The organism is Pseudalkalibacillus sp. SCS-8 (genome assembly GCF_040126055.1).
GTDB lineage: Bacteria > Bacillota > Bacilli > Bacillales > Fictibacillaceae > Pseudalkalibacillus > Pseudalkalibacillus nanhaiensis.
Genome location: NZ_CP143541.1, coordinates 2,476,577 through 2,501,638, shown reverse-complemented (window position 1 = coordinate 2,501,638; position 25,062 = coordinate 2,476,577). Strand labels below are relative to the sequence as shown.

28 protein-coding genes, 1 pseudogene and 1 other annotated feature are annotated in these 25,062 nt (G+C 42.8%); of the genes and pseudogenes, 26 read left to right on the top strand and 3 right to left on the bottom strand.

Features of this window, described 5'->3' with window-relative positions:
- The first annotated feature begins 136 nt into the window (after positions 1-136).
- The 14 genes from V1497_RS13065 (at position 137) to V1497_RS13000 (ending at position 14,696) form a co-directional block, all read left to right on the top strand.
- Entirely contained in the window at positions 137-817 is a 681-nt protein-coding gene (locus tag V1497_RS13065) for a tetratricopeptide repeat protein (RefSeq protein WP_349407978.1), read from the top strand.
- A gap of 16 nt (positions 818-833) precedes the next feature.
- Entirely contained in the window at positions 834-3,128 is a 2,295-nt protein-coding gene (locus V1497_RS13060) for an ATP-dependent RecD-like DNA helicase (protein WP_349407977.1), read from the top strand.
- 78 nt (positions 3,129-3,206) lie between these two features.
- Positions 3,207-3,398: a hypothetical protein gene (locus V1497_RS13055; protein WP_349407976.1), complete on the top strand. Its 192-nt coding sequence runs from the start codon at positions 3,207-3,209 to the stop codon at positions 3,396-3,398.
- 13 nt (positions 3,399-3,411) lie between these two features.
- Complete coding sequence (locus V1497_RS13050; RefSeq protein ID WP_349407975.1) at positions 3,412-3,546, top strand: DUF3918 family protein; 135 nt, start codon at positions 3,412-3,414, stop codon at positions 3,544-3,546.
- Between the two features lie 143 nt (positions 3,547-3,689).
- Positions 3,690-4,763: an AI-2E family transporter gene (locus tag V1497_RS13045; RefSeq protein WP_349407974.1), complete on the top strand. Its 1,074-nt coding sequence runs from the start codon at positions 3,690-3,692 to the stop codon at positions 4,761-4,763.
- A 42-nt stretch (positions 4,764-4,805) separates the two neighbouring features.
- Positions 4,806-5,014, top strand: a binding site (T-box leader).
- A 660-nt stretch (positions 5,015-5,674) separates the two neighbouring features.
- The gene (gene alaS / locus V1497_RS13040) at positions 5,675-8,311 is read left to right on the top strand and encodes an alanine--tRNA ligase (RefSeq protein ID WP_349407973.1); all 2,637 of its coding nucleotides are present in this window, start codon (positions 5,675-5,677) and stop codon (positions 8,309-8,311) included.
- Between the two features lie 77 nt (positions 8,312-8,388).
- On the top strand, positions 8,389-8,661 hold the full coding sequence (locus tag V1497_RS13035) for an IreB family regulatory phosphoprotein (protein ID WP_349407972.1): 273 nt from the start codon (positions 8,389-8,391) through the stop codon (positions 8,659-8,661).
- Positions 8,662-8,670: 9 nt separating this feature from the next.
- Positions 8,671-9,090 (top strand): Holliday junction resolvase RuvX, encoded by a 420-nt coding sequence (ruvX, locus tag V1497_RS13030; RefSeq protein WP_349407971.1) that lies wholly within the window; start codon positions 8,671-8,673, stop codon positions 9,088-9,090.
- Positions 9,091-9,108: 18 nt separating this feature from the next.
- Entirely contained in the window at positions 9,109-9,396 is a 288-nt protein-coding gene (locus V1497_RS13025; protein WP_349407970.1) for a DUF1292 domain-containing protein, read from the top strand.
- Positions 9,397-9,596: 200 nt separating this feature from the next.
- Positions 9,597-10,736, top strand: a complete 1,140-nt coding sequence (gene mltG / locus V1497_RS13020) for an endolytic transglycosylase MltG (RefSeq protein ID WP_349407969.1) — start codon at positions 9,597-9,599, stop codon at positions 10,734-10,736.
- 85 nt (positions 10,737-10,821) lie between these two features.
- Positions 10,822-11,475, top strand: coding sequence for an O-methyltransferase (locus V1497_RS13015; RefSeq protein WP_349407968.1), 654 nt, complete (start codon positions 10,822-10,824; stop codon positions 11,473-11,475).
- Between the two features lie 18 nt (positions 11,476-11,493).
- A complete protein-coding gene (gene udk / locus V1497_RS13010; RefSeq protein WP_349407967.1) occupies positions 11,494-12,135 on the top strand; it encodes a uridine kinase in 642 nt (213 codons plus the stop codon).
- 159 nt (positions 12,136-12,294) lie between these two features.
- A complete protein-coding gene (gene greA, locus V1497_RS13005; protein ID WP_349407966.1) occupies positions 12,295-12,771 on the top strand; it encodes a transcription elongation factor GreA in 477 nt (158 codons plus the stop codon).
- 155 nt (positions 12,772-12,926) lie between these two features.
- Positions 12,927-14,696, top strand: coding sequence for a penicillin-binding transpeptidase domain-containing protein (locus V1497_RS13000; protein WP_349407965.1), 1,770 nt, complete (start codon positions 12,927-12,929; stop codon positions 14,694-14,696).
- On the opposite strand, the gene V1497_RS12995 is transcribed toward V1497_RS13000, so the two are convergent.
- Positions 14,686-14,922: a KTSC domain-containing protein gene (locus tag V1497_RS12995; protein ID WP_349407964.1), complete on the bottom strand. Its 237-nt coding sequence runs from the start codon at positions 14,920-14,922 to the stop codon at positions 14,686-14,688. The genes V1497_RS13000 and V1497_RS12995 overlap by 11 nt on opposite strands.
- A 191-nt stretch (positions 14,923-15,113) precedes the next feature.
- Between V1497_RS12995 and V1497_RS12990 the strand changes: the two genes are divergently transcribed.
- Positions 15,114-15,803 carry a DUF1510 family protein gene (locus V1497_RS12990; RefSeq protein ID WP_349407963.1) on the top strand — a complete coding sequence of 230 codons (690 nt, stop codon included), beginning with the start codon at positions 15,114-15,116 and terminating at the stop codon, positions 15,801-15,803.
- Positions 15,804-15,847: 44 nt separating this feature from the next.
- Here V1497_RS12990 and V1497_RS12985 read toward each other — a convergent pair whose 3' ends face one another.
- Together V1497_RS12985 and V1497_RS12980 are read right to left on the bottom strand one after the other, a co-directional pair.
- A complete protein-coding gene (locus V1497_RS12985; RefSeq protein WP_349407962.1) occupies positions 15,848-16,705 on the bottom strand; it encodes a DUF4097 family beta strand repeat-containing protein in 858 nt (285 codons plus the stop codon).
- Positions 16,706-16,860: 155 nt separating this feature from the next.
- Positions 16,861-17,070, bottom strand: coding sequence for a DUF2536 family protein (locus V1497_RS12980; protein ID WP_349407961.1), 210 nt, complete (start codon positions 17,068-17,070; stop codon positions 16,861-16,863).
- A 268-nt stretch (positions 17,071-17,338) separates the two neighbouring features.
- Here V1497_RS12980 and V1497_RS12975 point away from each other — a divergent pair, with 268 nt between their 5' ends.
- The 11 genes and pseudogenes from V1497_RS12975 (at position 17,339) to V1497_RS12925 (ending at position 25,060) form a co-directional block, all read left to right on the top strand.
- On the top strand, positions 17,339-17,983 hold the full coding sequence (locus V1497_RS12975; protein WP_349407960.1) for a class I SAM-dependent methyltransferase: 645 nt from the start codon (positions 17,339-17,341) through the stop codon (positions 17,981-17,983).
- A gap of 12 nt (positions 17,984-17,995) precedes the next feature.
- Positions 17,996-18,700 carry a 5'-methylthioadenosine/S-adenosylhomocysteine nucleosidase gene (mtnN, locus tag V1497_RS12970; protein ID WP_349407959.1) on the top strand — a complete coding sequence of 235 codons (705 nt, stop codon included), beginning with the start codon at positions 17,996-17,998 and terminating at the stop codon, positions 18,698-18,700.
- Positions 18,693-19,163 (top strand): S-ribosylhomocysteine lyase, encoded by a 471-nt coding sequence (locus tag V1497_RS12965; protein ID WP_349407958.1) that lies wholly within the window; start codon positions 18,693-18,695, stop codon positions 19,161-19,163. Before mtnN ends, V1497_RS12965 begins: the two co-directional genes overlap by 8 nt.
- 24 nt (positions 19,164-19,187) lie before the next feature.
- Positions 19,188-20,111, top strand: a complete 924-nt coding sequence (locus tag V1497_RS12960) for a cysteine synthase family protein (RefSeq protein WP_349407957.1) — start codon at positions 19,188-19,190, stop codon at positions 20,109-20,111.
- 1 nt (position 20,112) lies between these two features.
- Positions 20,113-21,249, top strand: coding sequence for a bifunctional cystathionine gamma-lyase/homocysteine desulfhydrase (locus V1497_RS12955; RefSeq protein WP_349407956.1), 1,137 nt, complete (start codon positions 20,113-20,115; stop codon positions 21,247-21,249).
- A gap of 133 nt (positions 21,250-21,382) precedes the next feature.
- On the top strand, positions 21,383-21,619 hold the full coding sequence (locus V1497_RS12950; RefSeq protein ID WP_349407955.1) for a YrhC family protein: 237 nt from the start codon (positions 21,383-21,385) through the stop codon (positions 21,617-21,619).
- Between the two features lie 585 nt (positions 21,620-22,204).
- Positions 22,205-22,870, top strand: a complete 666-nt coding sequence (locus V1497_RS12945) for a GNAT family N-acetyltransferase (protein WP_349407954.1) — start codon at positions 22,205-22,207, stop codon at positions 22,868-22,870.
- A gap of 401 nt (positions 22,871-23,271) precedes the next feature.
- Positions 23,272-23,421 carry a hypothetical protein gene (locus tag V1497_RS12940; RefSeq protein ID WP_349407953.1) on the top strand — a complete coding sequence of 50 codons (150 nt, stop codon included), beginning with the start codon at positions 23,272-23,274 and terminating at the stop codon, positions 23,419-23,421.
- A gap of 114 nt (positions 23,422-23,535) precedes the next feature.
- Positions 23,536-23,682, top strand: a complete 147-nt coding sequence (locus V1497_RS12935) for a hypothetical protein (RefSeq protein WP_349407952.1) — start codon at positions 23,536-23,538, stop codon at positions 23,680-23,682.
- 196 nt (positions 23,683-23,878) lie between these two features.
- A pseudogene (locus V1497_RS12930) lies at positions 23,879-24,187 on the top strand (sigma-70 family RNA polymerase sigma factor); the annotation flags it as partial.
- Positions 24,188-24,589: 402 nt separating this feature from the next.
- Positions 24,590-25,060, top strand: coding sequence for a Panacea domain-containing protein (locus V1497_RS12925; protein WP_349407951.1), 471 nt, complete (start codon positions 24,590-24,592; stop codon positions 25,058-25,060).
- Positions 25,061-25,062: the final 2 nt, after the last annotated feature.

Genomic DNA, 25,062 nt, shown 5'->3' with positions numbered 1-25,062 from the left:
TACAACAAAAATAGATTTATCTACCAAAAAACTGAATTTATCTACAAAAATGAAGAATGATCTACGAAAATGAAAAAATATCTACAAATAGACGATTTTATCTACAATGATGCAAAATTAGGAGGAGGCAGAGATCATGACTGAAGATCATAATAAAATCGGCATTGAACGTATGAAAGAAGGAAAATATGAGGAAGCAGCGAAGGCTTTTCATAAAGCACTTGAAGAAAAACCGGATGATCCTGTTGCATATGTGAACTTCGGGAACCTTCTCGAACTCGTCGGAGAGTACGAGAAGGCGATGGGGTTTTTCGATAAGGCGATTGAGTTGGATGAAGATTTGGCAGCAGCATATTATGGTGCAGGTGTCGTCTTCTATAAGCTAGAGCAATTCGATGATGCCGTGGACCTTTTCATTGATGCAATTAAGAAGGGGCTTTCCGATGGCGATTCACATTTCATGCTTGGTATGAGCTTTACACAACTTGGAGATGACAGACGCGCCCTTCCACACTTCCAAAAGGCGACAGAAGAGAATGAGAAGGATGTGGATGCGTGGTTCCAATATGGAATGGCACTTGGTAAGCTTCAAATGTTCGAGCACTCTACCAACGCATTGCGAAATGTGATTGAACTCGATCCAGAGCATGCAGATGCCTATTATAACCTTGGTGTCGCTTATCTCTATCAATCAGATCTAGATCAAGCTGAAGCAATGTTCCAGAAAGCTGTCAGCATCCAAAATGACCATCTTCTTGCCCATAATGGTATCAAGCAGGTGAATGAATTGCGCAAGTCCACTGGAAACAATGAATGATTAGCGGGGCGAAACTATGGAATTACAAGGACAACTCCAACTCGGGAATGAAGAAAAGACATATGTGAAGGGTTCGATTCTGCATGTCATTTATCAGAATGCCGAAACCTATTACACCGTTCTGAAGGTTAAAACCTCTGGAACGAATCTTGCCGAAATTGAAAAGGAACTGATTGTCGTCGGCGCATTTCCAGTACTGCTGGAGGATGAATCGTATATTTTCTGGGGAGATATGAAAGAGCATCCAAAATACGGCAAGCAGTTTGTGGTCGATTTTTATCGTAAAGATCTGCCCCGTACAGAAGATGGAATGATTCTCTATTTATCGAGTGACCTTTTTAATGGGATCGGGAAGAAAACGGCAGAAAAGGTCGTTCGGACATTAGGCGATAATGCATTCTCGAAAATTCTCGAGGACCCGGAAGTCTTGAATGAAATATCGAGCTTAACAGAAGAAAGAGCCCGTACGATTTATGAGACGCTGATGGAGCATCAAGGGCTGGAGCAGCTGTTAAGCACCCTACATAACTATGGTATCGGTCCTTCCATTGCCATGAAAATTTATCAGACATATCAGCAGGAATCCTTGTCCGTCATTCAATCGAATCCCTATCAACTGATTTACGATATTGATGGAGTCGGCTTCAAAAGAGCAGATGAAATCGGTCAGGCTTTAGGCATAGAAGACACTTCTTCTGAACGTATCCAGGCAGGTATTTTGTATTGCCTGAAGGAGCTTTCCAATCAACAAGGACATACGTATATGCCGGTTGACGAGCTGATCCAAGAAACGAAGCGGCTCTTGTTCAATGGCCAGGTTGATGATGAGGAAATTGATTTCTACAGTGAGATTGTGTCTCTACACGGAGATGGAAAAGCGTATATCGAGGAAGAGAATGCTTACCTTCCTTCATTGTTTTTCTCGGAACGTGGTCTTATTCAATCGATCGATAAAATCATGAAACAGGATGAATATGATCGTGTTGAGCTATCAGACTTTTACAATGCCCTCGGTGAGCTTGAAGAGCATCAAGGTATTGAATATGCGGAAGCCCAAAAAGATGCGATCTACAAAGCATTGACCTCACCGATGATGATCCTGACAGGGGGCCCAGGTACAGGTAAGACGACCGTCATAAAGGGAATTATTGAGGTTTATGCTGAAATTCATGGTCTATCCCTTGATCCAAAGGATTATGAGAAAAATGAGTATCCATTCCTGTTGGTGGCACCGACAGGCCGAGCGGCCAAACGGATGAGTGAATCCACAGGGCTTCCAGCGGTTACAATCCATAGGCTTCTCGGATGGAAAGGTGGAAGCGGCTTCGAGTATGGCGAAGATAATCCGATCGCTGGCCGGTTGTTGATTATTGATGAAATGTCGATGGTCGATCTCCGTCTCGCATACCGGCTGTTTGATGCACTTCCGGAGCATATCCAGGTCGTGATGGTAGGGGATGAGGATCAGTTGCCTTCCGTAGGACCTGGGCAGGTACTGAAGGACTTGATTGATTCCACTGTAATCCCTACAGTCCAGCTCGATGAAATTTACCGGCAGGCGAAAGGATCGACCATTATCCAGCTTGCACATGAAATGAAGAATGGGACTCTGCCTGACGACCTTCATGCACCTCAGCGAGATCGACGTTTTTTCCCATGCAAACAAGACCAGGTGACACAAGCGATCCTACAAGTCTGTAAGAGCGCAATGTCGAAAGGTTACACAGCGAAGGACGTCCAAGTTCTTGCACCTATGTATCGGGGGCGTGCTGGGATTGATGAACTGAACAAAGAATTACAAGAGATGTTCAATCCACCGAATGAACAAAAACGAGAAATTAACCATTTTGAAACGATTTACCGAGTAGGGGATAAAGTCCTTCAACTGGTCAATGTACCTGAAGAACAGATCTTCAATGGTGATATTGGTGAAATCGTGTCTATTATTTACGCAAAGGAAACGACAGACAAAGAGGATCAGATTGTCATTTCATTCGATGGCATTGAAGTTACCTTCAAGAAAACGGACCTTACCCAAATCACCCATGCATATTGCTGTTCCATCCATAAATCCCAGGGAAGCGAATTTCCGATCGTCGTCCTTCCAATCGTCAGAGGGTATTTTCGGATGTTGAGAAGGAACCTGATCTATACAGCAGTGACCCGAAGCAAAGAGTACTTGATCCTTTGCGGTGAAATGGAGGCGCTGGAGCGTGCTGTGCAACAAAATGAGACAAGCCGCCGAAATTCCAATCTAAGTTCAAAATTGAAAGGATATCTTGAACAACAAGTAGAGCAGGAGAACGTATAAACCCTCTTGGAAAGGGACATCCTAGTTCTATCATTTCTTTCATCACCAGATGGGTGAATGATAGAAGAGGAGGAACACATGATGAGATGTCCCAATTGCCGTTGTAAAGATCTAGGCAAAATAGGGGTAGACCAGTACTATTGCTGGGGTTGTTTTATCGAATTGACAGTGGTAGAAGGCAAGCTTGCGCTGAATCAAGTGGAAGAGGATGGGAGCCTGACCTCACTGGATGATTTGTTCGAAGATGATGATTTAAGCATTTCAATGTAGGATGGTGGTTCATTTGAATCGTACTTTCGTAGCAATTGCAACAACCTTTGCAGGTGCCTACTTGATGAAATCCCTATACAATTCAGATCTCCTATCAAGTAAAAAGATGAAGCGAATTCGTAAACGAATAGCGAAAGCAATCTATTAGGAAGAACGGACAACTATAGGTCGGTTCTTCTTTTCGTTTTTCAACATCGATTACAGTGGAAAAAATCCCGAACAGGTATAGTGACACCGAATCGGTACAAGTTAAGTAAGACTGATAAATTCGAATGAGATCCGGTGGAGATTATGAAAAATTTGTTTACAATTGAAGCGCTCGTTCGTCTAGGTATGATCCTGCTTAGTCTATTGACGATCTTTGTCCTGATGAAGTTGGGACCTTTTTGGCATCCGATCCTCGACATCTTGATCACGATCTTCGTTCCTTTTTTCGTCGCGATTTTCATCACGTATCTTTTACACCCGATTGTGGAATGGCTTCACCGGAAAGGTCTCCCTAGATCGATCGCAATTCTGATTATCTATCTTACTTTCTTTGGAGGAACAGGGTTTCTTATTTTCAAAAGTGTTCCCTATTTAATCGCTCAATTGAAGGATTTGAGTGAACAGCTCCCGGTCCTATCCGATACGTACAAAATGTGGGTGAGGGAATTCTATGAACATACCGATCATCTCCCTGAAGTCGTCCATAATGAATTTGAAGAAACCCTACATTCGACTGAAAAATATTTGGACAAATCGATAGAAGGTGTACTTGAATTCATCAAAGCATTCTGGGGAAACCTGTTTTCATGGATTGTCATCCCGTTTCTCGTTTTCTATATGCTGAAGGACATTGATATCATCTACAAGATGATCTGGAACATAACGCCATCAAGATTGCGCAAACCTGGAAAGCGGCTCGCGAAGGACATCGATGAATCACTTGGGAATTATATTCGTGGACAATTGACTGTTGCCGTTGCTTTAGCCTGTCTTGCAGTGTTGGCCTTCTGGGTAGCTGGTATCCCATATCCGGTCATTCTTGGTATCATTGTCGGTTTAACGGACTTCATCCCATATTTCGGTCCGATCATCGGGGCCGTGCCAGTGGTGCTGATTGCAGCAACAATATCGGTGAAGAAGTTGTTCATTGTTTTGGGGATTGTCATCGTCCTCCAATTTATTGAGGGGAACATTCTCGGACCATTAATTGTGGGCAAAACACTGCACATTCACCCGATCATGATTATTGCCGCCCTGTTGATCGGCGGAGAAATCGGTGGTGTACTCGGCTTGCTCCTTGCCGTCCCGATTTTTGCTGTAGGGAAGGTGGTCTACATTCATACGAGGAACCATTTCAGAAATGTTGACAACGTTTAAAGGGTAAGTCTATAATTATGCACAGCAGAACAAACACCAATAGTTAAAATGATGATGGAAGAAGTAAGTCGAAGCCCTGTTCCAAAGAGAGGAGCCTCCTTGGCTGAAAGAGGTTCTGGAAGAAGATTGACCGAAAGCTGTTCCGGAATGCAGGCAAAAACCTGCCGGCGCACACCGTTAATGTGTCGAGGTGATGGATACATATGTATTCGTAACCAGGGTGGTACCGCGTGATAACTCTCGTCCCTGTCTTAAGGACGTGAGTTTTTTTGTGTTTTGGCTCTGTTTTATATGGATATTGATTTCGAGTGGCTCTTTTCGCAGACTTTGTTGCTCTTTAACCCTGGCAATTGGATTAAACGGCGAGATAATCTACCGCTTCGGAAATACACTACGCTTTCCGCGGGCTCGTGCTGAGCCTCCTCGCTCGCAAAGTTCGCTCACTGTGGGGTCTCAGCGTCTTCGCTTTCCCGCAGGAGTCTACGTGAATTTCCTTCGCTAGGTTTTTTTGATTGGAGCGTAAGACAGTCGACTCCTGCGGGAAATGCAACGGCTGAAGATCCCGCAGGAAGCGCTTTTCCCTTCCGAGGAAGCTGAAGCGTTGCCCGCGGAAAGCGACTGTCTGTAGTGGAAATCAAACTTGCCTCAGTGTCACAGCTTCTAGATTTCGTCTGAATAACACTCTTTTAGAAAAGAGCCTTTTGATTAAAGGTTGTTCGCTTTCCGCGGGTGAACCGCAAGCCTCCTCCCTCATTGCCAATGACAAATGAGGTGCGGGGTCTCGCCTGGCTCACTTTTCCCGCAGGAGTCTCACACCTTTAATCTCCAATCAATAAAACACTATATTGTTTAACAGAGCCTATGTTTTAAACCGTCCCTATTACCGCTAATTAATGAAGGAGGAATTACGAATGAAAACACTGACATCTGCTCAAGTAAGACAAATGTTCCTTGATTTCTTCAAAGAAAAAGGGCATAAGGTTGAGCCGAGTGCATCCCTTGTACCTCATGAAGATCCGTCTCTTTTATGGATCAACAGTGGTGTAGCAACATTGAAGAAGTATTTTGATGGCCGTGTCATTCCGGAAAATCCACGTATCGTCAATGCTCAAAAATCGATCCGTACGAATGATATCGAAAATGTCGGGAAAACAGCTCGGCACCATACATTCTTTGAAATGCTAGGTAACTTTTCGATTGGTGACTATTTCAAGAAAGAAGCGATTCATTGGGCATGGGAATTCCTCACGAGTGAAAAATGGCTTGGAATCGACCCTGAAAGGCTTGCTGTCACCATCCATCCTGAGGATGACGAAGCACATGATATTTGGCACAACGAAATCGGTCTTCCGAAAGAAAAAATTATTCGCCTGGAAGAAAACTTCTGGGACATCGGAGAGGGACCGAGTGGGCCAAACACAGAAATTTTCTTCGACCGAGGAGAGAAATACGGAAATGATCCGGATGACCCTGAATTATATCCGGGCGGAGAGAATGAACGACATTTGGAAATATGGAATCTCGTCTTCTCCCAGTTCAACCACAATCCGGACGGAAGCTATACACCGCTTCCGAAGAAGAACATTGATACAGGGATGGGGCTTGAACGTGTCATTTGTGCCCTTCAGGACGCTCCTACAAACTACGAGACCGACTTGTTCATGCCGATGATCGAAGAAACAGAACGGATCTCTGGTATCAAATACGGAAAAGAGAAAGAACTAGATACAGCATTCAAGGTCATCGCAGACCATATTCGAACTGTGACATTCGCAGTAGCGGATGGCGCACTTCCTTCAAATGAAGGACGCGGTTATGTCCTGAGACGTCTTGTTCGACGGGCGATTCGATTTGCCAAACAGCTCGATATCAGCAAACCGTTCATGTATGAATTGGTCCCTGTCGTAGCGGACGTCATGAAAGAATTCTATCCGAATGTACTTGAAAATGCTGAATTCATCCAGAAAGTGGTCAAGAACGAAGAAGAGCGTTTCCATGAAACAATCAACGAAGGAATTGCTATCCTTTCTGAAATGATCAAGCAAGCGAAAGAACGAGGACAAACTGAACTGACAGGCTCAGATGCTTTCAAGCTTTATGACACATATGGGTTCCCGCTAGAATTAACTGAGGAGTATGTGGAAGAAGAGGGGATGACCGTCAACCGCCCTCAATTCCAAGTGGAGATGGAAGCCCAGCGCGAACGAGCGCGTGCAGCCCGTCAAGATACAGGCTCTATGCAGGTCCAAACGAGTGTGTTAAGTGATATTAAGGACGAGAGCGAATTCATCGGATATGATCATCTCAGTGCATCCTCCAAAGTGAATGTCATTGTAAAAGGCACGGAAACAGTAGAGGAAGTGAATGCAGGCGAAGAAGTCCTTGTCGTACTGGACAAGACACCGTTTTATGCGGAAAGTGGAGGACAAATCGCTGATAAAGGGACCCTTAGCAATGATGACGTATTTGCCGTTGTAAAAGATGTCCAAAAGGCTCCGAATGGTCAAAACCTACACACGGTCCTTGTAGAAAAAGGCACGTTACGAGTAAATGATTCACTAGAAGCAGTAGTCAATGAAACAAGCCGTAAAGGCATCATCAAGAACCATACGGCTACCCATTTGCTGCACCAAGCATTGAAGGACGTGCTCGGAAAACATGTCAACCAAGCAGGTTCTCTTGTCACAAAAGACCGTTTACGATTCGACTTCTCCCACTTCAATCAAGTGACGACAGAAGAAATTGAACAAATTGAATCGATTGTAAACGAAAAGATCTGGAACTCGATTCCGGTCGATAAGATGATTAAACCGATTGAAGAGGCAAAAGCAATGGGAGCGATGGCGCTCTTCGGTGAGAAATATGGAAGTGAAGTTCGTGTCGTCCAAGTCGGTGATTACAGCCTAGAGCTTTGTGGTGGCTGTCACGTCAAGAATACAGCTGAAATCGGACTGTTCAAAATTGTAACCGAGTCAGGTATCGGAGCAGGAACACGGAGAATTGAAGCCGTGACGAGCGAGGCGGCTTATCGTCACCTTTCAGGGCAAGTGCAAACCTTGAAAGAAACCGCGCAGGCTTTAAAAACGAACCTGAATGATGTTCCGACAAAAGTAGAGGGACTGCAAAGCCAGATTCGTGATCTGCAACGTGAAAATGAATCGTTGAAAAGTAAGCTTGCGAACATTGAAGCAGGATCACTGACAGACGAAGTAAAAGAAGTCAACGGTGTGAAAATCCTTGCTAAAAAAGTTTCAGCAAGTGATATGAATAATCTCCGATCGATTGTAGATGATGTGAAGAATAAGATCGGCAGTGGAATCGTCGTTTTAGGTTCTGCTCAAAATGAAAAAGTCAATATCGTAGCAGGAGTTACTGATGATTTAACGAAAGAAGGATATCATGCAGGTAAAATCGTGAAGGAAGTCGCTAGCCGTTGCGGTGGCGGGGGTGGTGGCCGTCCTGACATGGCTCAAGCAGGGGGCAAACAGCCTGAAAAACTTGACGAAGCATTAAATTATGTTTACGAATTCGTCAATTCCATTTCCTAAACCTCCATGCGTAAGGTACAATAATGGTAGATATGTGGGGGGCTTCCAAAATTCATACGCTAAAGAGAGGTGTCAAGATGAGCTCATTTGACAAAACGGTAAAGTTTAATTTCCATGATGATTCCATGGATACCAATGTCAAGCATGTATTGTTGTCTGTGTACGACTCCTTGCAAGACAAAGGGTACAATCCGATTAATCAGATCGTCGGTTATCTGCTGTCTGGAGACCCAGCTTATATTCCTCGACACAATGATGCGAGAAGTAAGATCCGTAAGCTGGAACGTGATGAATTGATCGAGGAGCTTGTGAAATCCTATTTAGTGCAGCATCAAGAAAGTGAGAGATAAACAAAAATAATGCGAAAACTTGGATTAGACGTCGGTACGAAAACGGTCGGAATTGCATTAAGCGATGCACTGGGCTGGACAGCTCAAGGAATCGAAACATACCGGCGTAAGGGGGACCTCGATCAAGACATCGGCTATATAAAAGAATTGATTGAAAAGCACGATGTTGATCAAGTGGTCGTTGGGCTCCCCAAAAACATGAATGGAACGATCGGCCCTAGTGGAGAAATGTGTCAAGAATTCGCCAAGCAGATTGAGGAAAGGTTAAATATAACTACCGTCCTCTGGGATGAACGATTGACTACAGCGGCTGCTGAGCGGATGTTAATTGACGCAGATGTGAGCCGTAAGAAGCGTAAAGGGGTCATTGATAAAATGGCAGCTGTTTTGATCTTGCAAAGTTATCTTGATAGCCCAGCTGCAAATTAGAAAAGAAGGTGTATGAAAATGGCAGAAGAAGAAAAAGAGCGGATCATCATTCCAGATGAGAATGGAGAGGAACATTTATTTGAAGTTCTTTTCACATTCGATGTGGATGAGACCGAAAAGTCTTACATGGTACTTGTACCAGTAGAAAGCTCAGAAGATGAAGAGGATGTCGAGGTATTCGCCTTCCGCTATGAAGAAAAAGGTGAGAAGGAAGATGACATCGAACTATTCCCAATTGAGACAGATCAAGAATGGGATATGGTTGAAGAAATGTTGAACACATTCCAGGATTCCGAAGAACTATAAGAAGATCATTCAAAGGACTGACAGGGTTGATGTCAGTCCTTTTTTCGTGTACGTTTAGAAAGTCTGATTTTTTCTGCAGGCGATTCTGCAGGGAAATCAGCATCCCCGCTATTCGACAGGGATGAAAAAAATTGCCGATTTTTAGCTGAATTATTTACAAGATATAGTATAATAGGGGAGATGAGAGAGGGGGATTTTTGGTGCTTCAACCAAATCTTGATCAAGATACCATACTGCGCCGAAATCAGGAGGCGAAGGTTGTAAGAAGAATTGTCATACTCATTCTTACAATCATCATTCTCGCCATCATTGGTGTCGGAATCGGTGGCTATGTATATATAAAAGGTGCTCTTGAACCTGTAGATAAAACGAATAAGAAACCGATCGAGGTCGAAATTCCGATCGGAACATCGACAAGTCAAATCGCAAACAAATTGGAAGACAAAGGTGTCATCAAAAGTGCACTTGTATTCAAATACTATGTGAAATATAAAAACGATAACGACTTCCAAGCTGGAAACTATGAATTGAATCAATCCATGGGGTTGAAAGAAGTCATCGCTTCTTTAAAGGATGGAAAGGTTTATAAAAAAGCCGAAATGACTGTAAGAATTGCTGAAGGTCTACGTATACCTGAAGTAGCCGCTAAAATTGCCGATCAGACGGACTACTCTGAAGAAGAAATCCTGAAGAAAATGAAGGATGAGGAATATATCAAATCCTTAATGGCGAAATACCCTGTCCTGGATAAAAAAATCCTGGATGACGATATCATTTGGCCATTGGAAGGGTACTTATTCCCAGCCACATATGAATTCTATAAGAAAGACCCTGCATTGGAATCGATCATTGAATCGATGATCAAAAAGACAAGCACGGTCGTATCAAAATATCAAGCTGGTATTGATGAAAGTAAGTATTCCACCCATGAAATCCTTACACTAGCCTCTGTCATTGAAGAAGAGGCGAGGAAAGTGGAAGACCGGCACATGGTTTCCGGTGTGTTCTATAACCGGTTGAAAAAAGGGATGAAGCTTCAATCCGACGTAACGGTTACGTATGCGCAACAAGAATCAAAGGTCACAGTCACGTACAAGGATACTGAAGTGGATTCACCTTACAATACCTATAATCAAACCGGATTACCGATTGGACCGATATCCTCACCAGGGGAGTCCGCAATCAAGGCTGCTGTAAACCCTGAGGCAAACCCATATTATTATTTCTTTGCCCGTCCAAATGGTGAAGTGTTGTATGCTAAAAACCTGGATGAGCATAATAAAATCAAACAAAAGTATATTCAGGAATGGCGAGATATTGCCAATAAAGATAACGATTAATCCTTGGAAGGAAGAGGGAACGAGATAGACTCGCATTCCCTCTTTTCTTATGTTAAAATAGACCGGGTTAAAAGGAGGCTTCCAAATGATTTCGGATGAAATGAAGCACTATATAGAGGAACTTGTTCCAGAAAGAACGCCAGAAGTACTTGAAATGGAGCAGCAAGCGCGCGAAGGGAACGTTCCCATCATGGATTTAATCGGTATGGAAGCTTTATTACAAGTCATACGTCTCCACAAGCCGAAAAAAATATTGGAAATTGGTGCAGCAATCGGCTATTCAGGCATCCGTATGATCCAAGCGATGCCAGAAAGCAATCTTGTGACAGTCGAACGCGATCCTGAACGATATTCCCAGGCAGTGGATAACATCGCAAAGGTAGGCATGCAGAAGTCGATTACGATACTCGAAGGGGATGCGCTTGAATTGACGGATACCATCCGTGCGCATGGTCCTTATGACTTTATTTTCATAGATGCGGCCAAAGGACAGTACAAGCGGTTTTTTCAAGAGTATGAAAAAATGCTTGTTCCTGAAGGTGTCATCGTCAGCGACAACGTCCTATTTCGTGGTTTTGTGGCGAAGACGGACGACCAAATTGAATCGAAGAGGTTCAGAAAGCTTACGGAAAAGATCAGGGGCTATAATGAATTCCTCTATGAACAATCGCATTTCATAACATCAATATTACCTGTCGGTGACGGGATGGCAATCAGTATATTGAAGCCGAAAGAATAAGAATGAAGGGGAAAGAACATGGGTAAAAAACCAGTAGTAATTGGTGTGGCCGGAGGATCAGGCTCCGGAAAAACGACAGTGGCAAAGGAAATATTCAGGAAGTTTGCCGATCAATCGATCTTGATCCTTGAACAGGATGCATACTATAAGGATCAATCTGAGAAGTCTATGGAAGAAAGACTTGAAACAAACTATGATCATCCACTTGCGTTCGATAATGATCTTCTGATACAACATATAGAGCAGCTTCGTAATATGGAAGCGATCGAAAAACCGGTTTACGACTATACAGCACATACAAGAAGTGATAAAATAATTCCAATTGAGCCAAAAGATGTTATTATATTAGAAGGAATTCTGATTTTAGAGGACGAGCGTCTACGTGATTTGATGGATATCAAGCTTTTCGTTGATACGGATGCCGATGTCCGGATCATCCGTCGCTTATTACGAGACATGAACGAACGAGGTCGTACGATTGATTCTGTAATAGAGCAGTACACTTCCGTTGTTCGTCCGATGCATAATCAATTCATTGAACCGACAAAACGTTATGCAGATATCATAATACCTGAAGGCGGGCAAAATCGGGTAGCGATCGACTTGATGGTAACGAAGATCAAGACGATACTCGAAACAAAAGAAATATTGAATCCATAATACAGAGGATGATTCTTCTCACCTCTGTTTTCAATATGGTGGAAAAGAAGTATAATCAATGAATAGAAGAATGGTTACGCTTACAGCTTTTATTAATACGTAAAGATATACCATGCATATACTAGTCGGTAACGAGAAGGTTTTGGAGGAGTGAGTAACATGGCAGAAGAAAAGAAACATTACATGACTGAAGAAGGTAAAGAAAAATTAGAAAATGAATTAGAATACCTAAAAACGGAAAAGCGTAAGGAAGTTGTCGAGCGCATTAAAGTAGCAAGAAGCTTCGGTGACTTATCTGAGAACTCCGAGTACGATGCTGCGAAAGACGAGCAAGCATTCGTGGAAGCACGTATTCAACAGTTGGAGAAAATGGTTCGAAACGCTGAAATCATCGAAGAGCAAGACGAGGATCCGCATGTTGTTTCAATCGGAAAGTCTGTTAAATTCATTGAGCTTCCAGATGGAGAAGAGGAATCTTACACAATTGTCGGAAGTGCGGAAGCAGATCCGTTTGAAGGAAAGATTTCCAATGATTCTCCAATGGCAAGAAGCTTGCTCGGACGTACAGTAGGCGATGAAGTATCTGTACAAACACCTGGTGGAGAAATGAACGTCCGTATTACGGAAGTTGGCTAATCAAAATAAATGGACGAACTACCGGCTTTGTCTTTAAGACAAAGCTGGTTTTTTTATTGCGTAATAAATGCAAGGATTCTGGATCTATCAAGACTGAATCAAAACAGGTTAAAAATGGCTCTTTCGGGTGAAAATGATGGATGAGGTGGAACATCATGCAAAATCCGAAGCGTCTTTATCATATACCTGTTCTTTTTGGAATCTTATTGTTGATCCTGATTGGGCGCCTAGCCCATATTCAGCTCATAGATCCACTTTCCTTCTCCAAGAACAAGGTCAATCTAGTTGAAGAAAGTGTAAAGCAACGTATCCATTCAGTCGCTTTAGATGATGGACGTGGGAAAATGCTTGACCGACATGGTGAATTGCTGGAAGATCTTCATGTCCCGGCAATCATTCTATTTCCATTTCTTCAGAATGAAGAGGAAATCTTGCGAAAGATCGCTCAAGTGTTGAACATGCCAGCTCAAGGATTGAAGGATCAATTGACGATGTCAAAGACTCCTCTCGTGTTGAAACAAGACATATCGAAGACGATGGTGAGCGCAATCAATGAGATGGAGGTTCCAGGGGTGTATGGCCAGCTATTGAACCCTGATGAAGACATGTCCTTTGCCTTCCATTTCATCGGAGCCGTCAGAGAGAATCCGAAACAAGTATTAGAACGGTATCCTGATCGCTTGGAAAAAGGATTGGTAAGCAAAACGACGAAAGTGGGGATAAATGGAATTCAGCAAGCTTTCGATCCATTCCTACTTTCCGAGGGTGAATCCAAGCTTATTTATCATGTCCAACAATCTGGTAAACCGTTATTCGGATTAGATGTAAAATATACTGCACCTTCTAATCCTTTTTATCCTGTGTCTCTCCTAACGACATTGGATCGGAATGCGCAACAAATCGTGGAAGCTGCAGTCGATCAATTTGGAATTACGAAGGGTGGAGCTGTTTTACTCGATATTGAGACAAGCGATGTACTTGGACTGGTGAGTCGTCCATTACCTCCTAAGAAAAATCCGCAAGCTGATGGGACAGGCAATCACATGCTTCTTCCGCAAATACCTGGTTCGGTTTTTAAACTTGTGACCGCCGCAGCGGCCATTGATCAAAACCATGTGACGGCCGACCGCACATTTGATTGCAGCCAAAATACATATGATGACGGGGATGAGAAGCGGAATTTAGGGATGCTCTCATTTGAGGATAGCTTTTTCCAAAGCTGTAACTATACGTTTGCAACTCTATTGAATGAACTGATGGATACGGATCGGTCCATTCTTGAGCATTATGCACACAGTTTAGGGATGGTCGATCGGGTAGGATGGGAGGATGATGTCTTTCATTTAAATGCCTTTAAGCATTTTCCGCAGGAACGAAGGAATGTGATTTGGAATGATGAAACGGACAAATCTGTATCCCGAGCGATCGCTCAGACGGCAATCGGGCAACTGAATGTCCGCCTTTCGCCTTTGTCCGTAGCCAACATGATGGCCACAATTGCCCGTGGTGGAGCAAAGAAGCAGGTCCGAGCCGCCCATGCAGTCCTCTACAAGAATGATACGACATTGGTTGAATTTAAAGAGAAGGAACTCAAAGGAGATTCCTTGTCCCCTTATACAGTCCGTAAACTTCAAGACCTTCTGGAGGGTGTGGTTCACAATCCGAAAGGGACAGGGTACCAATCCTTTCATGACCTGCCTTGGAAGGTGGCTGGTAAATCAGGGACCGCTGAGAAAGGGCAAACGAAAACGTATAACAAATGGTTTGCGGGATATTTCCCTGCGGAAGAAGCGAAGTATGCGCTGGTTGTTGTCGACTTGGATGCAAAAGAATTCGATACCGCTACAAACAAAGCTTTTGCGGAGATTGTCCGACAACTTTATAACCGGCAACAACCAGCCGAAAGTCGTAATTCTATGAATTAGGTTGGACGATTTTAACTTCGTGGTTTGGGAGCAGTTGTTCTTGAAGGTATTGTTCTTTATAAGGTGCCAGGATGAATTCGAAGAGCTTATGTTCTGTTACACCAAGAACCTCAAGGGTCGAACCGCCATGGAGACAAACATGCAGCGTTTCCGTTTCTTTTTGATAACCGATCGTATGAAACGTTTTCAAATTCCAATCTTCAGAATGAAATGTCGTGAATTGCATATTGTACCCCTCCTTCTTAGTTATATTGGTGATAACATGCTCAAATTCCTTTTAAACGACAAAACAAGTTTAAATATTACAAATATTCTCAATATTCATTATACAATATTTCAAGTGACGGTACAAAAAATAGCACTTCTTCGAATCAATGTAGAGTGATAGAATGATATGTAGGAATGGAGGGTGAATCGATGAATAATTACTCAAGATACGAACGTACTCAAAAGTCAAAAAAACAAAACATCATACTCAATGTTCTCATCGGTGTCGTTTTTGTAGGGATTTTAGCTGTCGGCGCAACATTTTTATTTGGGGATGATGAACCGGCTTCTAAGGAGCAAGCCAACCAACAGAATGAATCTGCTTCTACAGAAGAGACGAATGATACAAATAATGAAGAAACAAATGAAACGACGAACGAAGAAGGAAACGAATCGTCTACGGACGAACAAGATAAAAAGGCTTCAGAGGAAGAAGATTCAGAAAGTGTTGAAATGAAAGAAGAGGATTCAGAGGAAGACGCCTCAGCTGAAGAAGACAACAGCGGATATAAAACGCACAAGGATGAATCAGCTGGAGAAGATGGTGAATGGGAGCCAATCGGAACGAAGCAGGAGGGTGAGCATCAAAATAGCTTTGAAATGGACTCACTCGATTGGAAGGAAAAGGAGAAAGCACTCCAATATGCAACAGGGTTGTCACCTGATGAAATTGTATACTGGTGGATCGGAAATGGCGGATCACCAAATACAGCCAAAGGGATCGTAAGTAAGGCCTCCAATAAGGACAATCCTTATGTCGTCATGCTTGAATGGGTCGATGGTGAAGGGTGGAAACCGGTATCTGTCGAACGTGAACCAGGAGCTGCTGATGGTCATTAATTACGAAAAGCTGTCGAGGAAATCTCGGCAGCTTTTTTTATATTCTAATATATATTTACACTGCCGCTTGATACGGATAGATCGATCGAGTGCTCCCCAGATCCGTAACTGCCTTGAATCTTCCTGCTTTCTGTCGATTGGTTCTTCAGAGGAAATTTACAGTGGATATCTCCGCTGCTCACCGTTCCAGATAACGTGAAATCTGAATCCTCCGGTAAATCGATGTTAGCGGATCCAGAGCTTACGTCCACTTCGATATCACCGACTAATTGATCCATTTGGACATTCAGTTCGCCAGAGGACAAATCTGCTTTCAATGGTCCTTGATAATGGTCGATGTGTACCCCGCCTGAACTGAGATCAAAGGTACCTGATTCTGTCGTCAGATGTTTAATGTCCACATCTCCTGAGGATCCGTTATGGATGAATTCAGTAGCATGAATGTTTTCTAAAGAAACATCCCCTGAGCCGATATGGACAGTCAACTCTGTAAGACTCAATGGTTCATCAGCTGAGGGACCTTTCAATTCCAGGCTTCCAGAGCCAATATCCAATTCCATCTCTTGATTGAAGTTTTCGGGAAGGAATATCGTCAATTCGGATCTTTCGAAATTAAACCAATTGAACCAGCCTTGCCTCACTTTGATCCGGACCGTTTTGCCCTTTTGATCAAGCTCAAGTGTCCCTTTTCCATCCAACTCTGCCAATATATCGTCACGCTTTTCAGTGATGATCGTCGTCTCTGCGCCAGCCACATCCACCTCAACCTTTCTCATTCCGTCCATAGAATCCGATTGGACTTTTTCGTCTTCAGACGTTAAGGAAAAAGTGGAGAAACTGGACTCCGTCAAAATAAGGTACCCCCCAATCAAAATGAGTAATAGAACAGCGATCGTTTTCATTCATACCCCCTGCTTTCATCTGTTGATATCTTCCATCTTAATCCAATTATCAGGATGGAACAATGCTCTTTAGCATGAAATTAAACTCAGCCTTAAGCCTTATAAAAAAAGAGGACCTGGCAAAAAGATGATGCCAGGTCCTCTTCATCATTCTTTCATCCTTTGTAACGAAAATGTACGACTGCTGAATATAGTCGCTTTCCGCTGGACGGATCAATGCTGACTTGATGAGAAACATGATGAACACGCAGTAATAATGCTTTATTCTGTTCGATTTTCTCCTGCACGATTGCTTCCAATTTTCCCATTTCTGTCGCTTCGTAAAATTCGACCTTATCTTCAATGTAATCAAGATGCAGTTCCATTTTGATCTACACTCCTAATTTCACAATTAATTGATCAGGCCCTTTTAAAGGGACGATTCATATTTCCAGATCATTTTACCATGACAGGCACGAATAATGGTAGACGTTCATTCTTTATAGTTAATTATCGTTCTTACACGAAGTTCCTACAAACAAGGATTACAATCTTGATATCCAGGGATTAGTGTGGTATCTTGTAGCCATATTCATTTTAATTCATACTATAATGATAGGAATAATAAAGATTAATAGATAGGAGAGTGGAGAAGTGGGTAGAGAGTTTATTGAACTCTTTGATGAGTGGGCGGATTCTTACGACGAGACGGTTTCAGGTAAAGATAATGAATACCATGAAGTCTTTGATAAATATGGTGAAATCTTGGAGCGTGTCGCACGAGAATCAAAGGGAACAGTTCTTGAATTCGGTGTCGGTACGGGGAACCTCTCCTTCGTATTAAGAGAGAAGAAACGAAAGGTCATTGGCATCGAACCTTCAAAAGCAATGAGGGAAAAGGCGAAGAAACGCTTCCCTGACATGAAACTCCTGGATGGCGATTTCATCACATTCCCTGAGTTGAATGAAAAAATCGATACGATCGTCAGCACATATGCCTTCCATCATTTAACGGATGAAGAAAAGGAGAAAGCCATCCATAATTATGGAAAGCTCCTTGGGAAGAATGGTAGAATTGTATTTGCGGACACTGTATATGAGCATGAAGAGGCAAAGAAAGAAATCCATGACCGAGTCAGAGAACAAGGTTATGAAAATCTGCTTCATGACTTACAAACAGAATACTATACGACAATCGGTGTGTTATCAGACATCTTCACCTCTAATGGTTTCGAGGTTGAATTCGAGCGTTTGAACCGATATGTTTGGCTGATGAATGCCGTAAAAAAAGATTCGTAAAGGAATGTGGATATGAAGATCGCAATTATCGGAGCTATGGACGAAGAAGTCATCCTCATGCAGGAATTAATCGAAGACTGCGAAACAGAAACAATTGCAGGATGCACCTTTTATACTGGTACGATCTATGACCAGGAAGTTATATTGTTGAAATCCGGAATCGGTAAAGTAAATGCAGCGATTGCGACGACTTTATTGAACCAATTATACAAACCAGACTATGTCATCAATACAGGATCTGCTGGTGGATTCAACTCGGAATTGAATGTGGGGGATGTTGTCATCTCTTCTGAAATCCGTCACCATGATGTTGATGTGACGGCTTTCGGGTATGAATATGGCCAGGTCCCACAACTACCTGCATTTTACATGCCAGATCCAATGTTGGTTGAAATTGCAGAAGACAGTGCAAAAGATGTGACTGACAAACAAATCGTCAAAGGACTTATCGCATCTGGGGACTCCTTCATGAATGATGCTGTCCGTGTCGAAGATGTGAGAGGGAAATTCCCTGAGCTCTATGCTGCCGAAATGGAAGCAGCAGCGATCGCCCAGGTTTGTCATCAGTTTAAGGTTCCCTTTGTGGTCATCCGTTCCCTATCCGACATCGCCGGTAAGGATGCACCGATGTCATTTGACCAATTCTTGAAGGTAGCAGCAAAGAATTCCACGGAATTAATTTTAAAAATGGTAAAGGAGCTGAAGAAACATGGCTAAAAAAATGAATGTAGAAAGTTTTAATCTCGATCATACAAAGGTACGTGCCCCTTATGTACGTCTTGTAGGTATAACAAAAGGACAACACGGAGACGAAATCGCGAAGTACGACATTCGCTTTAAGCAACCGAACAAGGAACATATGGATATGGCCGGTCTTCACTCTATCGAGCATTTAATGGCTGAAAATATCCGTAATCATCACGATCGCATCATTGATATTGGTCCTATGGGTTGTCAAACTGGTTTTTACCTTGCAGTTCTAAATCAAACGGACCATGATGAAATCCATGATGTGCTGGAAAAAACATTGAATGATGTTCTTGAAGCAGATGAAGTTCCTGCATGTAACGAAGTACAATGCGGATGGGCAGCTAATCACAGCCTAGAAGGGGCAAAAGAGATCGCCCGCGATATGTTAGCAAAACGTAGCGAATGGAAAGACGTGTTCGGAGAGGAATAAGCAACAGTCAGAGAGGAACAGGTTATGAAGTACTTCAAAAATGTACAGGAATTGATTGGCCATACGCCGTTGGTGGAGATTACACAGTTTGGCCTCCCGAACGGCGTACGCCTTTTTGCAAAGCTGGAATTTTATAATCCGGGTGGCAGTATTAAGGATCGGTTAGGAAAAGAGCTTCTTGAGGAAGCCTTTGCAAGCGGCAAGCTGAAGCCAGGCGGAACGGTCATTGAACCGACAGCCGGTAACACGGGGATCGGTCTAGCGCTGGCGGCAGTCAACAAAGACATCAACGTCATCTTCGTCGTCCCGGAAAAGTTCAGTGTCGAAAAGCAAGAATTGATGCGCGCATTAGGCGCGAAAATCGTGAATACCGACACGGAAAAAGGGATGCGAGGCGCGATTGAAAAGGCGAAAGAGCTGGAAATACTGATTGAAAATTCATATTACCCAGCCCAATTTGCGAACGCTGCCAATCCGGCTACGTATTATAAATCCCTCGGTCCTGAAATCTGGGAAGCACTTGATGGGAAAGTGGATGTGTTTCTCGCAGGCGCTGGTACGGGTGGAACCTTCATGGGGACATCCCAGTATCTGAAAGAACAGGATCCGAACGTCAAAACGGTCATTGTTGAGCCTGAGGGATCCATTCTCAATGGCGGTGAGCCTGGTCCTCACAAAACAGAAGGGATCGGGATGGAATTCTTGCCAGATTATATGGACACATCTTATTTTGATGCGATCCATACGATCGAGGATGAAGATGCCTTCAGACGCGTGAAGGAGCTCGCTCAACGAGAAGGGCTTCTCGTCGGCAGTTCCTCTGGAGCTGCGTTACATGCCGCCTTGATCGAGGCAGCAGAAGCAAAGCCTGGCAGCCATATCGTTACGGTCTTTCCAGACAGCAGTGAACGTTACTTAAGTAAAAAGATCTATGAAGGAGGCATGTAAAATGAAGCCAAAAACGAAAATGATCCACGCTGGTATTTTCGGAGATGAGCACACAGGTGCTGTATCGACGCCGATCTACCAGGTGAGTACGTATAAACAAGAGAGTGTCGGGAATTTCAAAGGCTATGAATATTCCCGTACAGGAAACCCGACGCGTCACGCATTAGAAGAATTGATAAAGGACCTTGAAGAAGGGGAAGCTGGCTTTGCCTTCGGTTCCGGAATGGCCGCAATCAATTCGATCATGATGATGTTCAATACAGGAGACCATGTCGTCTTCACAGATGATGTGTATGGTGGAACGTATCGTCTCGTTTCCAAAGTGTTGAATCGTCTAGGCTTGGAATCTACGTTCGTTGATACAAGCAACCTCGAAAACATTGAGAATGCAATTCAAGAAAACACGAAAGCGATCTATGTGGAAACTCCGACCAATCCGTTGTTGAAGGTGACTGATATTGCAGGCGCTTCAAAGATTGCGAAGGCAAATGACCTGTTGTTGATCGTCGATAACACGTTCAACACTCCATACTGGCAAACACCGATCACGCATGGTGCTGATATCGTCCTGCACAGTGCAACGAAGTATATCGGTGGACACAGTGATGTTGTTGCTGGTCTTGCAGTCGTCAACTCGAAAGAGCTGGCTGAAGAGCTTCACTTCATCCAAAATTCCGCAGGAGCGGTGCTTGGACCACAAGATTCATGGCTGTTGATCCGTGGAATCAAAACACTCGGCCTCCGGATGGAAGCAACGGAAAGCAACACGAAACAAATCGCTGAGTTTTTAGATGGTCATCCTGCTGTGACGAAAATCTATTATCCTGGTCTTGAGTCTCATCCGGGGCATGAACTGTCGAAGCGTCAAGCTGGCGGATTCGGCGGCATGATCTCCTTTGATGTCGGCAGCCAAGAGCGAGCGGATCAAGTGTTGAGCAAGACGAAATACTTCACACTTGCTGAAAGCTTAGGCGCGGTTGAGAGCTTGATTTCTGCACCAGCCCGTATGACGCATGCATCTATTCCAAAGGATCGCCGTGATGAACTCGGAATCACAGATGGATTACTCCGTATTTCAGTCGGAATTGAAGATGCAGAAGACTTGATTGAAGACTTGAAACAAGCGCTAGAAGGATAAACGAGTTGAAGAGCATGGGTCCCCATGCTCTTTTTTACTGCCAAATGTTACATTGGTAAGTTGAGGAATTTTCTGAAAATACCCGTTTCTGCACAACAATCGTGTTAAGATGATTGCAGAAGGGGTGGGGAAAGTGTCAAAGGAAATGGTTAAGAACATTCAAGAGAAGATTGCAGATTTCAAACGTTTCAGCTTGGTCCTCCTTTCATTGAGTGCTTTCTTATATATTGGAAGCATCGTGCCTTTTGATGGGAAAGAGGCCACTGATCAACTCGTCCTCTTAAGTGCGAGTTATACGTTAATAGGTGTTGCGATTCTTTTTTACCGAAAAGTTGCAATATGGAAAAAACAATTGAATGAAGAACGATAAATTGACAAGAGGCTGACCAAACGAGGTCAGCCTCTTTATGAATTTTCAAAGGAAAGAGGCCGGATCTATCCACCATATCGGAGAAATGTTGAAATGGCGGATAGAAAAAGGCCGGATCTATCCACCATATCGGAGAAATGCTGAAATGGCGGATAGAAAAAGGTCGAATCTATTCGCCATATCGGAGAAATGCTGAAATGGCGGATAGAAAAAAGTCGAATCTATCCGCCATATTGGAGAAATGTTGAAATGGCGGATAGAAAAAGGCCGAATCTATCCGCCATATCGGAGAAATGCTGAAATGGCGGATAGAAAAAGGCCGAATCTATCCGCCATATCGGAGAAATGCTGAAATGGCGGATAGAAAAAGGTCGAATCTATCCGCCATATTGGAGAAATGTTGAAATGGCGGATAGAAAGAGGCAGATTCTATCCTCCATATTGAAGAAATGTTGAAATCCAAGATAGAGGAAGTTATCTTTCTCCCAATAAAAATCAGATTTTATCTACAAACAACCAGGATTCTTCCCCTTACGTAGCTAATCTATAGGTAAGATTTTTACCAGATAGAGGGGGCCGCGTCCTATGCTGCTTACACAATATTTGTTCCAAGCTGATAAACCGTTGAAAACGACGATCCGCAATTATACGGAAGCGGACTTCAATGAACTGATCGACATTCAGAAAGAATGCTTTCCTCCACCTTTCCCTTCAGACCTCTGGTGGTCTGAAGATCAACTCGGCTCGCATATCCGTCATTTTCCACAAGGTGCAATATGTGCAGAAATTAATGGGGAGATAGCAGGATCGATAACGACCTTGATCATCACTTACAAAGGACAGGACCATACATGGGAAGAAATCACCGATAACGGAAGTATCGTAACCCACGATCCACATGGCAATGCCTTATATGTGGTCGATATCAGTGTACGGCCTAAATACCGGAAGACCGGACTAGGGAAGCTTTTGATGCAGTCCTTATATCATCTAGTTGTGGAACTGAAGCTTGAATCGGTTCTAGGCGGCAGCCGCATGCCAGGATATGAGCGCGTGAAAGACAAACTTACTCCTGAACATTATGTGGAATCGATTCTGAATGGAGAGCGAAAGGATCCTGTCGTCACGTTCTTGATGAAAGCTGGACGCACACCCGTCAAGCTGTTGCCGGACTATTTAGATGACCCTGAATCCGCGAATTATGGGCTATTGATGGAGTGGAAGAACCCATTTTTCGAAAAAACGAAATAATTTTCCAATTTAAGGTTTACATTTCATTGGCGCATGGGTATACTTTACTCTGCAGGTTAAAATTACTAAAGGAGGTCGAACGAAATGATGATCATTCAAACAAAAGCAATCCAACTCAAACTTAATAAAAGTAGTTCGGCCAGTGACATGCAGTACATGTAATTTGACAACTCGTTAAAATCGCCACAGGTCGACGACTGCCTGTGGCTTTTATATGCCTTTTGACGTGAGTTTTACGTTAATTAACTTTTTTACGCCACAGGGGTCTATCCTGTGGCGTTTTTATATGAACAAATTGAAAGGAGGAGAGCAACATGTGGAATGAGAAACAAAGAAAAACGATTAGGCTCAAGCAGGAGGTATTTTCTCAATAGTTCAATCATAGAAAGGAGGGATCCGCTATGATGCCAGTCCATTTATTCTTGTTAACGATGGTACACAAAGTATTGAAGCAAGAAATGACGTACGAAGATTCGAACAAACAGAAGCAAATTGAAGAATTCTATAACGAGTCACGTGAAAAAGCATTCCACTACATGAATTGGATGTAGTGTCGAATAAAAAGGAGGATGAACAGGATGATAAAAGGAAAAGTATTTCTCGATTGGATTGTAACGGAGATGGATACAACCTGAAAGAATCGGTATGAAAAGGAGTGAAGCGATATGATGCCATTTCACTTGTTTATTCTGGTCATGAAAAAGGTCAGGAATAAAGAGAGAAATCTTGAAAAGCTGCAGCATCAACAACGTGTCGAAGCCATCATGGAAGAAGCACGTCACAAGTCAGCTTATTATATAAACATGATGTAACGTTAACGAAGCAAGCGGGGGTCGCCACCGCTTGCTTTTTTATAAGTGCAAGATGGTACCTCCTCATCATTTCTTTCCTCGTACAGACACAACCAAGCCCATCCCATCATAGGTATAAGTATGTGTGAAAGCTGCCTATGGAGGTGAGGGTGTGTCAAGCATCATCGCGGCACTGGCTTATTTCTTCAAAGAAGTCATGTTCTTCGTCTCCTACGTGAAGAACAATGCATTTCCACAGCCTTTGTCACCCAAAGAGGAAACCCGGTATCTGAAGGAAATGGCGGAAGGTAGTGAAGAAGCACGCAATCGTCTGATTGAACACAATTTACGGTTAGTCGCCCATATTTGTAAGAAGTTCGAAAACACAGGAGAAGACACCGAGGACTTGATCTCAATCGGAACAATCGGCTTGATCAAAGCGATCGAAAGTTACTCCCGAGGAAAAGGAACGAAGCTCGCAACGTACGCAGCGAGGTGTATTGAGAATGAGATTCTAATGTCATTACCAGTGCGATTGCAAGCATGCTATAGTTCGATTTTTTAATGGTTCACGTTTAATCAGTTACTTGCAGTTATGTGTTGTTTATCAGTTTTCCATATTTTTTATTGATTTTGAATGTAGTACAATAGATGAAGGTAAATACTATGGGAATAACCAATATAGAAGAAAAGTAAGAAAAATTGATTTCAGAATTAAAGAGGCTCTATTTATTTAATTTCATCAAAAACTATAAGAAATATGTTCTAATGAGATTCCTAAAATTATTATACAGTTAATAATTTTGAGAAACATTGATACAAACATCTATACATAAGAAAATTCAACGAATAAAATGTATGATAAACAATAATAAAGAGGAAACGAATAATATGTTGTCGAAATTATTAATATGGGGGTGATGTGTATATGGCTAGTGCAATAGATGTTGCAAAGTATTTTATTAATTTAAGTCAACCTGGAACTAATGAGAATATCACAAATTTAAAATTACAAAAGTTGTTATATTATGCCCAAGGCTTTTTTATGGCATTGAATGACACAGATGAACCTTTATTTGACGAGGAAATACAAGCTTGGGTTCATGGTCCTGTAGTACCTGAAGTTTATCGTGAATTTAAGGGTTTTTCTTACAAGGATATTAACATAAATTATCATGACGAAGTTCTTGAACTCACTCAAGTAGAAATTGAGCTATTAGATGAGGTTTGGAGGAACTTTGGGAGATATAATGGTAAGGACTTAGAAAGACTTTCACATACTGAACCTCCTTGGATACAGGCGAGGGAAGGACTAGCTCCTTATGATTATGGTGACAATGAAATTAATCCTCAAGAGATAAGGGCGTATTTTGCACAGGAATATATAGTTGAGAGGTAGTC